This is a genomic window from Pantoea sp. SS70, assembly GCF_029866845.1.
Classification (GTDB): Bacteria; Pseudomonadota; Gammaproteobacteria; order Enterobacterales; family Enterobacteriaceae; genus Pantoea; species Pantoea leporis.
This window is the reverse complement of the sequence record NZ_CP117199.1, coordinates 254,344-269,489: the sequence shown is the minus strand read 5'-3', so window position 1 is coordinate 269,489 and position 15,146 is coordinate 254,344. Positions and strand designations below refer to the sequence as shown.

Genomic DNA, 15,146 nt, shown 5'->3' with positions numbered 1-15,146 from the left:
TTCTTATTACGGAGAATGAAGACGATACGTCGTTTCAATTTTCAGCTTGTTCCGGATTGTTAAAGAGCAGTATCTCAGACGCAGCTCGTAAGCTTCGTTTGAGATACGTCGTGGAGACACCTTTCACCTGTCACCAAGCAAGTGGCGTCCCCTAGGGGATTCGAACCCCTGTTGCCGCCGTGAAAGGGCGGAGTCCTAACCGCTAGACGAAGGGGACACGATAGTGTCACGACTTCGCAGCCGTCTTGCTCATTACTTTCTATCAGACAATCTGTGTGAGCACTACGCGGGAAGGTATCTTCAGGTAAGGAGGTGATCCAACCGCAGGTTCCCCTACGGTTACCTTGTTACGACTTCACCCCAGTCATGAATCACAAAGTGGTAAGCGCCCTCCCGAAGGTTAAGCTACCTACTTCTTTTGCAACCCACTCCCATGGTGTGACGGGCGGTGTGTACAAGGCCCGGGAACGTATTCACCGTAGCATTCTGATCTACGATTACTAGCGATTCCGACTTCACGGAGTCGAGTTGCAGACTCCGATCCGGACTACGACGCACTTTATGAGGTCCGCTTGCTCTCGCGAGGTCGCTTCTCTTTGTATGCGCCATTGTAGCACGTGTGTAGCCCTACTCGTAAGGGCCATGATGACTTGACGTCATCCCCACCTTCCTCCAGTTTATCACTGGCAGTCTCCTTTGAGTTCCCGGCCGAACCGCTGGCAACAAAGGATAAGGGTTGCGCTCGTTGCGGGACTTAACCCAACATTTCACAACACGAGCTGACGACAGCCATGCAGCACCTGTCTCAGAGTTCCCGAAGGCACCAAAGCATCTCTGCTAAGTTCTCTGGATGTCAAGAGTAGGTAAGGTTCTTCGCGTTGCATCGAATTAAACCACATGCTCCACCGCTTGTGCGGGCCCCCGTCAATTCATTTGAGTTTTAACCTTGCGGCCGTACTCCCCAGGCGGTCGACTTAACGCGTTAGCTCCGGAAGCCACTCCTCAAGGGAACAACCTCCAAGTCGACATCGTTTACGGCGTGGACTACCAGGGTATCTAATCCTGTTTGCTCCCCACGCTTTCGCACCTGAGCGTCAGTCTTTGTCCAGGGGGCCGCCTTCGCCACCGGTATTCCTCCAGATCTCTACGCATTTCACCGCTACACCTGGAATTCTACCCCCCTCTACAAGACTCCAGCCTGCCAGTTTCGAATGCAGTTCCCAGGTTAAGCCCGGGGATTTCACATCCGACTTGACAGACCGCCTGCGTGCGCTTTACGCCCAGTAATTCCGATTAACGCTTGCACCCTCCGTATTACCGCGGCTGCTGGCACGGAGTTAGCCGGTGCTTCTTCTGCGGGTAACGTCAATCGGTGAAGCTATTAACTTCACCGCCTTCCTCCCCGCTGAAAGTACTTTACAACCCGAAGGCCTTCTTCATACACGCGGCATGGCTGCATCAGGCTTGCGCCCATTGTGCAATATTCCCCACTGCTGCCTCCCGTAGGAGTCTGGACCGTGTCTCAGTTCCAGTGTGGCTGGTCATCCTCTCAGACCAGCTAGGGATCGTCGCCTAGGTGAGCCATTACCCCACCTACTAGCTAATCCCATCTGGGCACATCCGATGGTGTGAGGCCCGAAGGTCCCCCACTTTGGTCTTGCGACGTTATGCGGTATTAGCTACCGTTTCCAGTAGTTATCCCCCTCCATCGGGCAGTTTCCCAGACGTTACTCACCCGTCCGCCACTCGTCACCCGAGAGCAAGCTCTCTGTGCTACCGTTCGACTTGCATGTGTTAGGCCTGCCGCCAGCGTTCAATCTGAGCCATGATCAAACTCTTCAATTTAAGTTTGATTTGCTGAAACCAGTTCAGCGGTGCTCATCTGTAAAACGTCATAATGAATTTCATTATGTGTTCACTCGTGAGGCTTTGATATTTTTTTGCGTCCGGAGACGCGGATATCAATCCTGCGAGTGCCCACACAGATTGTCTGATAAATTGTTAAAGAGCGTTGCGAACAGCGGCTGAACCGTCTGTCGCGAGGTGGCGTATACTACGCTACTCTCCTTCGGAGTCAAACACTTTTTTCAGCGTTTTCATCCGGCGGAAGTTCTTATCGAATCTTCCTCACCAACACCGCACTTCGTAAACCGTTGTGCCGTGTTGATGGATGCGCATTATAGGGAGTTGTTCTCAGCACGCAACCGCTAAATTCAATAAAAACAACCGTTCGCTGCATTCCACAGCAAAACCCCGCCTTATACGCAGTTACACACAGTGTTATCCACACTCTGCCGCACAAATGAATTTAGGCGAGCATCACGCAAACGTTTTCGCTACAATGCCCGGCGACGTCAAGGATGCCCCTTTTGGGGCGTTACATGAGGCAAGCGTTTCCTTCTATATAGAAGAGAGACACTAAGCTTGATGTAACGCTCTTTATTACGCGAAACAAAGCCAAGGGATAAAACCACCATGCAACAACGTCGTCCTGTACGCCGCGCTCTACTCAGTGTCTCTGACAAAGCCGGTATCCTCGAATTTGCTCAGGCACTCTCCAGTCGTGGTGTTGAGCTGCTCTCCACAGGCGGTACAGCACGTCTGCTGGCAGATGCGGGCTTGCCCGTCACCGAAGTTTCTGACTACACCGGTTTCCCGGAAATGATGGATGGACGCGTCAAAACGCTGCACCCGAAAGTGCATGGCGGCATTTTGGGTCGTCGTGGTCAGGATGATGCGATCATGGCTGAACACGCCATCAACCCAATCGACATGGTGGTCGTCAACCTCTATCCCTTCGCACAAACCGTTGCCAAACCTGATTGCTCATTAGCTGACGCGGTTGAGAACATCGATATCGGTGGCCCAACCATGGTTCGCTCAGCGGCGAAGAACCACAAAGACGTGGCGATCGTGGTGAAGAGCAGCGATTACGAAGCGATCATTGCCGAGCTGGATGCCAACGAAAACTCGCTCACGCTGGAAACGCGTTTCGATCTGGCCATCAAAGCTTTCGAACACACTGCCGCCTACGACAGCATGATCGCCAACTACTTCGGTAGCCTGGTGCCGGCTTATCACAGCGACAGCAAAGAACCGGCTGGCCGCTTCCCGCGCACGCTGAACCTCAACTTCATTAAGAAGCAGGATATGCGTTACGGCGAGAACAGCCATCAGGATGCTGCCTTCTATATAGAAGAGAATGTTGCTGAAGCTTCAGTGGCCACTGCGCAGCAGGTTCAGGGCAAAGCGCTCTCTTACAACAATATCGCCGATACCGATGCCGCACTTGAATGCGTGAAAGAGTTCGACGAAGCCGCTTGTGTGATCGTCAAACACGCTAACCCATGCGGCGTGGCAGTTGGCGATTCGATTCTTGACGCTTATGAGCGTGCCTACAAAACCGATCCGACTTCCGCTTTCGGTGGCATCATCGCCTTTAACCGCGAGCTTGACGAAGCCACTGCGCAGGCGATCATCAGCCGTCAGTTTGTTGAAGTGATCATCGCGCCATCCGCCAGCGAAGCGGCACTGAAAATTACCGCGGCCAAGCAGAACGTGCGCGTTCTGGTGTGTGGTCAGTGGCAAGGTCGCGTTGCGGCGCTGGATTTCAAACGAGTTAACGGCGGCGTACTGGTTCAGGATCGCGATTTGGGCATGGTCAATGCCAGTCAGCTGCGCGTTGTCAGCAAACGTCAGCCAACTGAGCAGGAACTGCGTGATGCGCTGTTCTGCTGGAAAGTGGCGAAGTTCGTTAAATCCAACGCCATCGTCTACGCACGTGACAACATGACCATCGGCATTGGCGCCGGCCAGATGAGCCGCGTTTACTCGGCCAAAATTGCCGGTATCAAAGCCGGTGACGAAGGTCTGGAAGTGAAAGGGTCCGCGATGGCGTCTGATGCCTTCTTCCCGTTCCGCGACGGTATCGACGCCGCTGCGGCTGTCGGTATCAGTTGCGTGATTCAGCCGGGCGGTTCAATCCGTGATGATGAGGTGATTGCCGCCGCTGATGAGCACGGCATCGCGATGATCTTTACCGACATGCGTCATTTCCGCCATTAATTGTTGGGAGCAGTACAGATGAAAATTTTAGTGATTGGTAATGGCGGACGTGAACACGCGCTGGCATGGAAAGCGGCACAATCGCCACTGGCGGAAACAGTATTTGTCGCGCCTGGCAATGCGGGCACCGCGCTCGAGCCGGCTCTGCAAAACGTGGCAATCAGCGCCACCGACGTTCCCGCGCTGCTGGCCTTTGCTCAGCAGGAAAAGATCGATCTGACTATCGTTGGTCCGGAAGCACCGCTGGTGATTGGCGTGGTTGATGCGTTCCGTGCTGCAGGTCTGAAGATCTTTGGCCCAACGCAAGCCGCTGCCCAACTGGAAGGCTCAAAGGCGTTCACCAAAGATTTCCTGGCACGTCAGCAGATTCCAACCGCTGAATATCAGAACTTTACCGAAGTGGAGCCTGCGCTGGCGTATCTGCGTGAGAAAGGCGCACCGATCGTGATCAAAGCTGACGGTCTGGCGGCCGGTAAAGGCGTGATCGTGGCGATGGAACTGGCGGAAGCCGAAGCCGCTGTGCAGGATATGCTGGCTGGTAATGCGTTCGGCGATGCTGGTCACCGTATCGTGATTGAAGAGTTCCTCGATGGCGAAGAGGCCAGCTTTATCGTGATGGTCGACGGCAACAACGTGCTGCCGATGGCCACCAGCCAGGATCACAAACGTGTCGGCGATGGCGATACCGGTCCAAATACCGGCGGCATGGGCGCGTATTCTCCGGCGCCCGTGGTAACCGATGAGATCCACCAGCGCGTGATGGATCAGATCATCTGGCCAACCGTTAACGGTATGAAAGCAGAAGGCAACATTTATACCGGCTTCCTGTACGCTGGGTTGATGATCGATAAAGCCGGTCAGCCAAAAGTGATCGAATTTAACTGCCGCTTCGGCGATCCGGAAACTCAGCCGATCATGCTGCGCCTGCAGTCGGATTTGGTGGCGCTGTGTCTGGCGGCGACCGACGGTAAACTGGATCAGCAAACCTCGCAGTGGGATCCGCGTCCTTCTCTCGGCGTGGTGTTAGCGGCGGGTGGTTATCCGGGCGATTACAACACGGGCGATCAGATTCACGGTCTGCCGCTGGAAGAAGTACCGGATGGCAAAGTGTTCCACGCTGGCACCACCATGAAGGACGATCTGGTGGTCACCAACGGTGGTCGCGTACTGTGCGTGACTGCACTGGGCGACGATGTTGCCGCTGCGCAGAAGAACGCTTATGCGCTGGCGCAGCATATCTCGTGGGATGGCAGCTTCTGCCGCCGCGATATCGGCTACCGCGCGATTAACCGCAAATAAGTACGCAAAGGGGCACAGCAGGTGCCCCTTCTCTATTTCCACCTGTCAGAAATCACTCTCTTTTGGCTGCCAGCTGCATTCGTCATCCGGCGTAGCACGCAGCAGTTGCACACCTTCCGGCGCTTCCAGCCACGACACCATCAATGGCGCAGCCTGGCTCTGCTGCTGGCGGCCTAGCGTATACAGTGTGTCGCGATCAAAGGCCACATTCACCAGCTTGTCATCACACTCACGCACCTGATTGCCACCCAGCCAATGGCCCTGACGCAGTAATACACGGCCTGCAAGCAACGCATTGCTCTGATCCAGCATGCGCTGCGCATCGAAGCGATATAGCTCAACGCTATCAGCGCTGACCGCTTCACGTCGCCCCGCCAGCTGGCGCTGCATGAAATTGAGATTGCCCTGATGATCGAAGCGTAAGGTGACATCATCCGGCTGTGCACCCGCGACGCGCCGTTCGACGCTAATCAGCTTCTGCTGCTGCCAATTGTAGTCAGTGGTTTCCATCGCATCGCCATTAAACGGCGTGAAGACCGTACGCAGGTGAACAACTTGATGGTCACTATTCTTGCGCCAGATGCGCACAGTGCCGCGGTCGGCCAGATAGCCGCTCGCCGTGAAGGCAGGAAGTTCAGGAGTGGAGCTACAGCCCGTCAGCAGCGCACCAAATAACAGGGCGCAAACGCGCTGAGGAATTGAATTCAGCATGGCAGGTCCCGGCAACAAAAAGGGGCGCTAACGCCCCCTCTTTTAAAGCTAAACCGCAATGCGGAAACTTACTTAACAGCGTCTTTCAGAGCTTTGCCTGAAACGAACGCTGGCACGTTAGCTGCTGCGATTTTGATCTCTTTGCCAGTCTGCGGGTTGCGACCGGTACGCTCAGCGCGGTGGTTCACTTTAAAAGTACCAAAACCAACCAGTTGTACAGCATCACCTTCTTTCAGAGACTCAGTGATCGCAGCCAGGGTAGATTCCAGCGCAGTCTTAGCCTGGGTTTTAGACAGGTCAGCTTTCTCTGCGATCACATCAATCAGTTGAGTCTTGTTCATAAGTTATCCTTAAAGTGTATTTATCGCTTGCTATGCAACGAGTGCGAGGGAAAAGCCATTCTCAGACCTTGTTCAGCCGGCACGCACCGATAGCCACAATTTTCAGCCCCCCAAATGTAGACCAGACTGGGGGCTGATGTGAAGCCTCCAGGCGCGGTAATTCGGGCCTGAAGTCACGTTTTCTTGCCTTATTGCTGAAAAAGTATACCGATGTTACTGATTCCCGCTTCGCGCAGGTCTGCACGCAGGCCTTTAATCAATTCCAGGTCGCGCTCCTCACACTCTGACAGCAGGCGGAAAATCTCCCACTGCAGGTCCCATTCATCGATGACAGCCTGATTTCCGCGCAGCTCTTCGTCGGTCATTTCGCGACCGGCCTGCGTCATTTCCAGAATCGCCACGGTGGTGATCGATGTACGGCTGACTTCAACGGCGTGCTCCAGCGTTTCGCCGCTAAGCTGTGCATGCAGCAGTTCACTCAAGGCCACGCAGGCATCAATCGCCGGATGAACACCGTAAACCTCAAAATCGTCACCATCCGGGATCGCCGTTTCAAATTTCTCCAGCTGACCGTCGAAATTGATTTTGGCATCTTTGACCGTCAGGCTTTCCCAGATGAGATCGAGGATGCGGCGATAGAGTTGCGGATCGGCGAATGCGGTCTGCTGACAAAAAGCCCAATAGTTGGGGAACATACGCTCGCAAAGGCAGGCCATGAAAGTCATATGCTGCCAGCTTTCAAGCTTCGCCAGACGCAAATGGACGGGATTCTGTAACATCAAACTTACTCTCAATAGGTTAGCTGGCGGCAGTGTACCGCAAAAGCCGGGCACAAACAGCGTTAAGGCGTGTTTTGCCAGCGCAGAAAGGCCGGGCGTCCGGAGGCGACAGCATCCGCCCAACGCGTCGGTTCCGGCAAACGATAGCCTGCGGTACAGGCTTCTACCCAATGCAACGCGCTATCCATGCTGACGCGATGGCCGGTCGAGATAAACAGCGGATTACAGCGCGCTTTACTGCGCCATACCCAGCCAATCTGTTCGCCTTTGTCGAGCAGCGGCTGACGGCTGCCTGGCTCGGCGTCCAGCTCAGCAAAACGTCCACACAAACGCTTCTTCGCCACGCCAATGGTGGGCACATCCACCAGCGAACCGAAATGCGCCGCCACGCCAAGCCGACGGGGATGGGAAATACCGTGTCCATCGACAAACAGCAGATCGGGCAACTGGGAGAGCTGCTGCCAGGCTTCCAGCAGCGCCGGCATTTCGCGGAAGGATAAGAAGCCCGGAATATAGGGCATGGTGGTGGCCACGCGCGCAATGCGGTGTTCCACCAGCTTTAAGGATGGATACTCGAGGATGATCAGAGCCGCGCGCGTGATCTCGCCGCCCTGTTCAAATCCCACGTCGGCACCACCAATAAAGCGTGGCGGCAGCACATCGAAATCATCCTGCCGCACCACATCAGCAGCGCGCTGTAACTGTTCCTGGCGTAGTGCGGCTAAATCCATCATCAGCCCTGATGATACGGACGTGACAGACGATGCACCGCTTCAACAAACGCACCAGCATGCTCAGGCGGCACATCAGGATGGATGCCGTGGCCCAGGTTAAACACGTGACCTTCGCCAGTGCCAAAACCTTCGAGAATCCCGGCGACTTCCTGCTCAATGCGCGCAGGCGGTGCATACAGCATGGAAGGATCCATGTTGCCCTGCAGCGCCACTTTATCACCCACACGACGACGCGCATCGGCGATATCGGTGGTCCAGTCGAGTCCCAGCGCATCGCAGCCGGTCGCCGCTATCGCTTCCAGCCATTGGCCGCCACCTTTAGTGAACAGCGTAATAGGAACGCGGCGACCTTCATTCTCATGCAGCACGCTATCGACGATTTTATGCATGTAATAGAGCGAGAATTCGCGATAGTCGCGTCCGGTCAGCACGCCGCCCCATGTGTCGAACACCATGACCGACTGCGCGCCAGCTTTGATCTGCGCATTGAGATAAAGAATCACGCTATCTGCCAGCTTATCCAGCAGCTTGTGCAGGGTTTGCGGCTCGGCGTACATCATCTTTTTAATTTTGGTGAACGCTTTGCTGCTGCCGCCTTCAACCATGTAGGTTGCCAGCGTCCATGGGCTGCCGGAGAAACCGATCAGCGGCACTTCGCCTTTCAGGTTGTGACGAATGGTACGCACCGCGTTCATCACATAACCGAGCTCTTGCTCTGGATCCGGCACTGGCAGCTTGTCGACATCCGCACGGCAGGTAATTGGATTGGAGAAACGCGGGCCTTCGCCGGTCTCAAAGTAGAGCCCAAGTCCCATCGCATCCGGAATGGTGAGGATATCGCTGAAGAGAATTGCCGCATCCAGCGCATAGCGACGCAGCGGTTGCAGCGTGACTTCACACGCCAGCTCAGCATTCTTACACAGCGACATAAAATCACCGGCTTCAGCGCGCGTGGCTTTGTACTCCGGCAAATAGCGCCCGGCTTGTCGCATCATCCATACCGGCGTGACATCTACCGGCTGACGTAACAGGGCGCGCAGATAACGATCGTTCTTCAGTTCACTCATAATGGGCTCTCTCATGCTAAGGCCGGCAGTGTAGCATTTTCACGCCGCGCTGGCGCGACACAGGGCAACGGTATCTTCAATCAGGCGACGCGCCACCGTGCCGGGCGGCGGCAACAGCGGCAGATCGTCGTAGCGATACCAACCGGCATCCAGCAGCTCTTTGCCGTCGTGTTGCAGATCGCCGCCGTCATATTCCGCCATATACGCCATCATCAGAGAGTGCGGGAACGGCCACGGCTGCGAGGTAACGTAACGCACGTTTTTCACCCGCACGTTGCTCTCCTCCATCACCTCCCGCGCCACCGCTTGTTCTAAGGTTTCGCCCACTTCGACAAAGCCCGCCAGCACGGTGTAGATATTGTTACGATGACGCGCATGATTGGCGAGCAGGATCTCATCGCCACGGCGGATAGCCACGATGATGCACGGCGCAATTTGCGGGTAATAGCGCTCGCGGCAGTGATTGCACAAGCAGGCAAATTCGCGTTTGCTGATGTGCATCTCATGGCCGCAATAGCCGCACCAGCGATGCGAGCGGTAAAACTCCGCCAGCTGCACGCCACGTCCGGCGATTTGGAACAGGCCGACATCCTCATCAATCAGTTGGCGCACGGAGCCCATGCTGTCCGGACGCGATTCACGTACCAGCCAGACATTCTCGCCCTGCCACTCGCCGATCAAAATCGCGTTGCTGCCGCTGAGGCCAAAATCGCTGGCTAAGCCATGCGGCAATTCGCCCTGCGGCAACCAAAGTTTTTGCTCATGGCTGACAACCCACCATCCAGCGTCTAAGCTTGAGATCTCACGTTGCATCTTAATCGTTGTCCTTAGCGTCAAATCGCACGCTGAAATCCTAATATTAAGTGTGTAATAAACAACTATAACCTACCTGGAGCCCCATATGCTTAACCAGTTAGATAACCTGACAGAGCGTGTAGGCGGCGGAAATGAATTGGTTGATTCATGGCTGCGCGCCCGTCGACAGCTGCTCGTCACTTACTACGAGCTTATTGGCATGAAGCCACAAAAAGATGCGTTATCCACGCTGGATGAACAGGCGCTGGACGCATTTTGTCACAACCTGGTGGATTACCTTTCCACCGGCCATTTCAGCGTGTATGAACACATCATTAGTGAGATGCAGGGTGATAGCCCATTAATCGTCGCTGCGCAGATTTACCCGGCACTGGAGGCGAATACCGATCGCATCATGCAGCTCTACGATAGCCATCTGCAGCAAGCGATTAACGATGATAATTGCGTGGATTTTCAAACCGCGCTCTCCGAAGTCGGCGAGGTGCTGGAATCGCGCTTCACGCTGGAAGATAAGCTGGTGCAACTCGCCTGGGACAACCAGCTGGCGCTTCCGCCGGTTGCCAACGACAGCGCCATTGCCCGCCCGGCTTAGAACCCCGAAGATGTAAAAAACTTGTTATTCAAGAAAAGCCCTCTTATGCTAAATGGGCTTTTTTATTGTCTTCTTTAACGACAATCAAAAGGCAAATTTTGCGGTTTAAGCGTAGCGTGCGCAGCCAGTTTGCACTCGGACAGCGCGCAGGGACCGGAGCGTACACGTAGTACGTGACGGTCACGAGCACTGCCCAGGTGCAAAATGGCAAGCAAAGTAGCTTAAACCACAAAACACCAACTTGTCGGAGTGCCCTCTAGGGCTGAGACCGTTAATTCGGGATCCGCGGAACCTGATCAGGTTAGTACCTGCGAAGGGAACAAGAGTAAACATTATCAGCACGGTGCATGCTGGCGCCCGGCACCGTATCTGTTACTCCTTCCGAACTCTGGACAAGCAACTTCCAACCTTTACCGGAAACTTGCTATGTCTGCTAAAACTTCTCGTCGTGAACAACGCGCTCAGGCGCAAGAATTTATCGATTCCCTGCAGGGAACCGCTTTCCCCAACTCCAAACGTATCTGGATCACCGGCAGCCGCGCGGATATTCGCGTGCCGATGCGTGAGATACAGCTCAGTCCAACGCACATAGGCGGCAGCAAAGAGAATCCGCACTATGAGCCAAATGAAGCGGTACCGGTTTACGACACCGCCGGGGCTTATGGCGATCCTCAAGCCACCATTAATGTGCATCAGGGACTCGACAGGCTGCGTGCCAATTGGATCGAAGAACGTGACGACAGCGAAACCATCCACCAGTTGAGTTCCCGTTACACGCAGCAGCGTCTGGCGGATGAAGGCCTGGACCATCTGCGTTTTGAGCAGCTGCCGCAACCGCGCCGTGCCAAAGCGGGTCGCCGGGTTACCCAACTGCACTATGCGCGTCAGGGCATCATCACGCCGGAGATGGAGTTTATCGCGCTGCGTGAAAACATGGGCCGCGAGCGTATTCGCGGTGAAGTGCTGTTACAGCAGCATCCGGGTCACAGCTTTGGTGCCAATCTGCCAGAAAATATCACCGCGGAATTTGTCCGTCAGGAAGTCGCCAATGGGCGCGCCATCATCCCTTCGAACATCAACCATCCCGAATCCGAACCGATGATTATCGGCCGCAACTTCCTGGTGAAAGTGAATGCCAACATTGGCAACTCTGCGGTGAGCTCATCAATTGAAGAGGAAGTGGAGAAGCTGGTGTGGTCAACACGCTGGGGCGCAGACACTGTGATGGATCTCTCAACCGGCCGCTACATCCATGAAACGCGTGAGTGGATTTTGCGCAACAGTCCGGTGCCGATTGGTACGGTGCCGATTTATCAGGCGCTGGAGAAAGTGAACGGCATTGCAGAAGATCTCAACTGGGAGATTTTCCGCGACACGCTGCTGGAGCAGGCGGAACAAGGCGTTGACTACTTCACCATTCACGCTGGCGTGCTGCTGCGCTATGTGCCGATGACGGCCAAACGCCTGACCGGCATTGTGTCGCGCGGTGGCTCGATTATGGCGAAATGGTGCCTGTCGCATCACACCGAAAGTTTCCTCTATCTGCACTTCCGCGAGATTTGTGAAATTTGTGCCGCCTACGATGTGGCGTTGTCGCTCGGCGACGGCCTGCGTCCCGGCTCGATTCAGGATGCCAACGATGAGGCGCAATTTGCCGAACTGCATACGCTGGGCGAACTGACCAAAATCGCCTGGGAATACGATGTGCAGGTGATGATTGAAGGTCCGGGCCATGTGCCCATGCAGATGATTCGACGCAATATGACCGAACAGCTTGAGCATTGTCACGAAGCCCCGTTTTACACACTTGGCCCGCTCACCACCGATATCGCGCCCGGCTACGACCATTTCACCTCCGGCATCGGCGCGGCCATGATTGGCTGGTTCGGCTGCGCCATGCTGTGTTACGTGACGCCGAAAGAGCACCTCGGTTTGCCGAATAAAGAAGATGTGAAGCAAGGGCTGATCACCTACAAGATCGCTGCGCACGCGGCGGATCTGGCGAAAGGTCATCCCGGTGCGCAGATCCGTGACAATGCGATGTCGAAAGCGCGTTTTGAATTCCGCTGGGAAGATCAGTTCAATCTGGCGCTCGATCCGCACACCGCACGCGCCTATCACGATGAAACCCTGCCGCAGGAATCGGGAAAAGTGGCGCACTTCTGCTCGATGTGCGGCCCGAAATTCTGCTCGATGAAAATTACCCAGGAAGTGCGTGAGTTTGCCGCCCGCCAACAGGCTGAAGCCCAGCCGATTGAGATGGGTATGGCGCAAATGTCGGACGCCTTCCGCAATCGTGGCGGCGAGATCTATCACGCTGCCGATACCCTTAAAGAGGAAAATGTATGACCGACGCCTTTCCTGCCACAGCCTCAAAGCTGGGGCTGTATCCGGTTGTTGATAGCGTGGAATGGATCGCGCGCTTGCTGGAAGCCGGTGTGCGCACCATACAGCTGCGCATCAAAGATTGTGAAGATCACGAGGTGGAAGATGCGGTGCGCGAGGCGATTGCACTCGGCAAACAGTATTGCGCTCGCCTGTTTATCAATGATTACTGGCGCTTAGCCATTAAATATCACGCTTATGGCGTGCACCTCGGCCAGGAAGATCTCGATGTAGCCGATCTGGCGGCCATTCGCGAGGCGGGATTGCGCCTGGGTTTATCGACGCATGACGATGCCGAGTTAGATCGGGCTCTGGCGCTGCGTCCTTCTTACATTGCGCTTGGCCACATCTATCCTACGCAAACCAAAGACATGCCTTCTGCGCCGCAGGGCGTGGTGGAATTGAAACGCCACCTGGCGCGTTTGCACAATGTGCCAACCGTGGCGATTGGCGGTATTTCTCTGGCGCGCGTGCCGGAAGTGCTGGCTACCGGCGTGGGCAGCATTGCGGTGGTGAGCGCGATTACCCAGGCCGCCGACTGGCGCGCAGCAACGCAGCAGTTACTGTCACTGGTGGAAAATGGAATCGAACCCGCAGAAGCAGTGTAATGCGCGGTAAGTAAGGATGAAACGCTGGAATCTGCCGCGCAGCAGCGTGATGTAGGGGCTGGCGTCATTTCCTGACAAGACTAAAGTGTGCCTGCCCGCTGTCGCTTGCAGCGGGCCAGGGCTGGTCTCAACCTCTCCCAGCCCTGCCTTTCTTCACGTGATCAGGGAGGAGGTATGCACGGATTCATGACTACAAGCCAGCATGGCACGTTCTACCGCTGCGCCGAGTTGAGCTATCGCCTGCTCTGTGTGCTCATTCATTGGCAAACCATAATTCAGGCGCAAGCAGTTGCGATACTTACCCGAGGCCGAAAACAGCGAGCCTACGGCAACCTGCATGTTCAGCTCACGCAATTCGGTATTGAGCCTGACCGCGTCAAATGCCTCTGGCAATTCAATCCACATCAGGAAACTGCCCTGCGGACGCGACACACAAATCCCACACGGAAAGTAGTGGCGTACCCAGCAGCTAAAGGTTTCATAATTGCGTTGATATACCTGACGCATGCGCCGCAAATGCGGCAGATAATGACCAAGACGAATAAACTCGGCGACCGCATGTTGCGGCTGTGTGGCCGTCGATCCGGTGCTGATATATTTCATATGCAGCACGCGATCGCGATAGCGCCCCGGCGCCACCCAACCGACACGCAGCCCCGGCGCCAGCGTCTTGGAGAAGGAACTGCACAGCAATACCCGTCCATCGTGATCCAACGACTTAAGGGTAACCGGACGCGGATACTCCCACGCCAGCTCGCCGTACACATCGTCTTCAATAATCGCGGCATCGAAACGCTGTGCCAGCGTCACCAGCGCACGTTTGCGAGATTCCGGCATGATAAAGCCCAGCGGATTATTGCAGTTTGGCACCACCACAACCGCTTTAATCGGCCACTGTTCGAACGCAAGTTCCAGCGCTTCCAGGCTGATGCCGGTAACCGAATCGGTAGGAATCTCAATGGCGCGAATGCCGAAGCCGCGCAGAGTTTGCATGGTGCCGTGGAAAGTCGGCGACTCCACCGCAATGATGTCACCAGCCTGACATATCGCTCGGATCGAGATCGACAACGCTTCATGGCAGCCGGTGGTGATCACGATATCGTCTGCCGTGAGCTGACAACCGCTGTCGATCGTCAGACGCGCAACCTGTTCGCGCAGGGCCGCTACACCCAGCAAACTGTCATAGTTGAGCTGATCGATATCCTGCTTCTGCGCCATACGGCTTTGAATTTTCCACAGCGGTTTCAACGTGGGCTGGGTCAGATCGGGCATACCGCTGCCGAGTTGCAACACATCGTTATTAGTTCGGCTGCTGAGCAACTCCAGCACCGATTCCCACTGCGTGATTTCCACCGGACGCTGTGCAGGTCGGGTGATGGCCGGCATCGGCGGCGTCGCTTTGCGTGTTGCAACGAAATATCCGGAACGTGGCTGCGGCACAATCAGCTGTTTCTCTTCCAGCAGATGATATGCCTGCTGAACGGTGCTGATACTCACGCCGTGTTCAAGACTCAGCGTGCGCACCGACGGCAAGCGCTCGCCGCTGCGGTACAGCCCTTGCTCTATACGATCCGAAAGCAAACATGCTAAATGTTGGTAGCGCGTCATCGTATGCCTCACTCAGCCATCAATCATAATAAACCAGTACAGATAGACCTCATTATTACCATTCAGATCCACCACAACGCAATCTGTATGTTAAAGATAAGTGTTTTTTGCGTCTGTATCATAATGCGTATGAATCAGACA

At 55.3% G+C, this 15,146-nt stretch carries 12 protein-coding genes, 1 tRNA gene, 1 rRNA gene and 1 riboswitch; of the genes, 5 read left to right on the top strand and 9 right to left on the bottom strand.

Annotated elements, in window-relative coordinates; all coding sequences use genetic code 11:
- Positions 1–142 precede the first annotated feature (142 nt).
- Together PO881_RS01205 and PO881_RS01200 are read right to left on the bottom strand one after the other, a co-directional pair.
- A tRNA-Glu gene (locus PO881_RS01205) sits at positions 143–217 on the bottom strand.
- An 88-nt stretch (positions 218–305) separates the two neighbouring features.
- Positions 306–1,845: ribosomal RNA gene (locus PO881_RS01200) — 16S ribosomal RNA — on the bottom strand.
- Positions 1,846–2,475: 630 nt separating this feature from the next.
- Here PO881_RS01200 and purH point away from each other — a divergent pair.
- Both purH and purD read left to right on the top strand, forming a co-directional pair.
- Positions 2,476–4,065 carry a bifunctional phosphoribosylaminoimidazolecarboxamide formyltransferase/IMP cyclohydrolase gene (gene purH / locus PO881_RS01195; RefSeq protein ID WP_280172322.1) on the top strand — a complete coding sequence of 530 codons (1,590 nt, stop codon included), beginning with the start codon at positions 2,476–2,478 and terminating at the stop codon, positions 4,063–4,065.
- An 18-nt stretch (positions 4,066–4,083) separates the two neighbouring features.
- On the top strand, positions 4,084–5,364 hold the full coding sequence (gene purD, locus PO881_RS01190; RefSeq protein WP_176972894.1) for a phosphoribosylamine--glycine ligase: 1,281 nt from the start codon (positions 4,084–4,086) through the stop codon (positions 5,362–5,364).
- Positions 5,365–5,409: 45 nt separating this feature from the next.
- On the opposite strand, the gene PO881_RS01185 is transcribed toward purD, so the two are convergent.
- From PO881_RS01185 to nudC, 6 genes are all read right to left on the bottom strand, one after another.
- A complete protein-coding gene (locus PO881_RS01185; protein ID WP_101763029.1) occupies positions 5,410–6,075 on the bottom strand; it encodes a DUF1481 domain-containing protein in 666 nt (221 codons plus the stop codon).
- Positions 6,076–6,143: 68 nt separating this feature from the next.
- Entirely contained in the window at positions 6,144–6,416 is a 273-nt protein-coding gene (gene hupA / locus PO881_RS01180; protein WP_007886275.1) for a nucleoid-associated protein HU-alpha, read from the bottom strand.
- Between the two features lie 188 nt (positions 6,417–6,604).
- On the bottom strand, positions 6,605–7,195 hold the full coding sequence (locus tag PO881_RS01175; protein ID WP_277974383.1) for a YjaG family protein: 591 nt from the start codon (positions 7,193–7,195) through the stop codon (positions 6,605–6,607).
- 62 nt (positions 7,196–7,257) lie between these two features.
- Positions 7,258–7,926, bottom strand: a complete 669-nt coding sequence (nfi, locus tag PO881_RS01170; protein ID WP_280172862.1) for a deoxyribonuclease V — start codon at positions 7,924–7,926, stop codon at positions 7,258–7,260.
- Between the two features lie 2 nt (positions 7,927–7,928).
- On the bottom strand, positions 7,929–8,996 hold the full coding sequence (hemE, locus tag PO881_RS01165) for a uroporphyrinogen decarboxylase (RefSeq protein ID WP_101763026.1): 1,068 nt from the start codon (positions 8,994–8,996) through the stop codon (positions 7,929–7,931).
- Between the two features lie 39 nt (positions 8,997–9,035).
- Positions 9,036–9,809, bottom strand: coding sequence for an NAD(+) diphosphatase (gene nudC / locus PO881_RS01160; RefSeq protein WP_110868440.1), 774 nt, complete (start codon positions 9,807–9,809; stop codon positions 9,036–9,038).
- Between the two features lie 88 nt (positions 9,810–9,897).
- On the opposite strand from nudC, the gene rsd reads away from it, so the two are divergent.
- The 3 genes from rsd (at position 9,898) to thiE (ending at position 13,397) form a co-directional block, all read left to right on the top strand.
- Positions 9,898–10,404, top strand: coding sequence for a sigma D regulator (rsd, locus tag PO881_RS01155; protein ID WP_222186132.1), 507 nt, complete (start codon positions 9,898–9,900; stop codon positions 10,402–10,404).
- A gap of 235 nt (positions 10,405–10,639) precedes the next feature.
- A riboswitch (TPP riboswitch) is annotated at positions 10,640–10,740 on the top strand.
- Positions 10,741–10,830: 90 nt separating this feature from the next.
- Entirely contained in the window at positions 10,831–12,753 is a 1,923-nt protein-coding gene (gene thiC, locus PO881_RS01150) for a phosphomethylpyrimidine synthase ThiC (RefSeq protein WP_210082071.1), read from the top strand.
- Positions 12,750–13,397, top strand: coding sequence for a thiamine phosphate synthase (gene thiE, locus PO881_RS01145; RefSeq protein WP_280172321.1), 648 nt, complete (start codon positions 12,750–12,752; stop codon positions 13,395–13,397). Before thiC ends, thiE begins: the two co-directional genes overlap by 4 nt.
- Before the next feature lie 153 nt (positions 13,398–13,550).
- On the opposite strand, the gene PO881_RS01140 is transcribed toward thiE, so the two are convergent.
- On the bottom strand, positions 13,551–15,005 hold the full coding sequence (locus PO881_RS01140) for a PLP-dependent aminotransferase family protein (protein WP_192415500.1): 1,455 nt from the start codon (positions 15,003–15,005) through the stop codon (positions 13,551–13,553).
- Positions 15,006–15,146 lie beyond the last annotated feature (141 nt).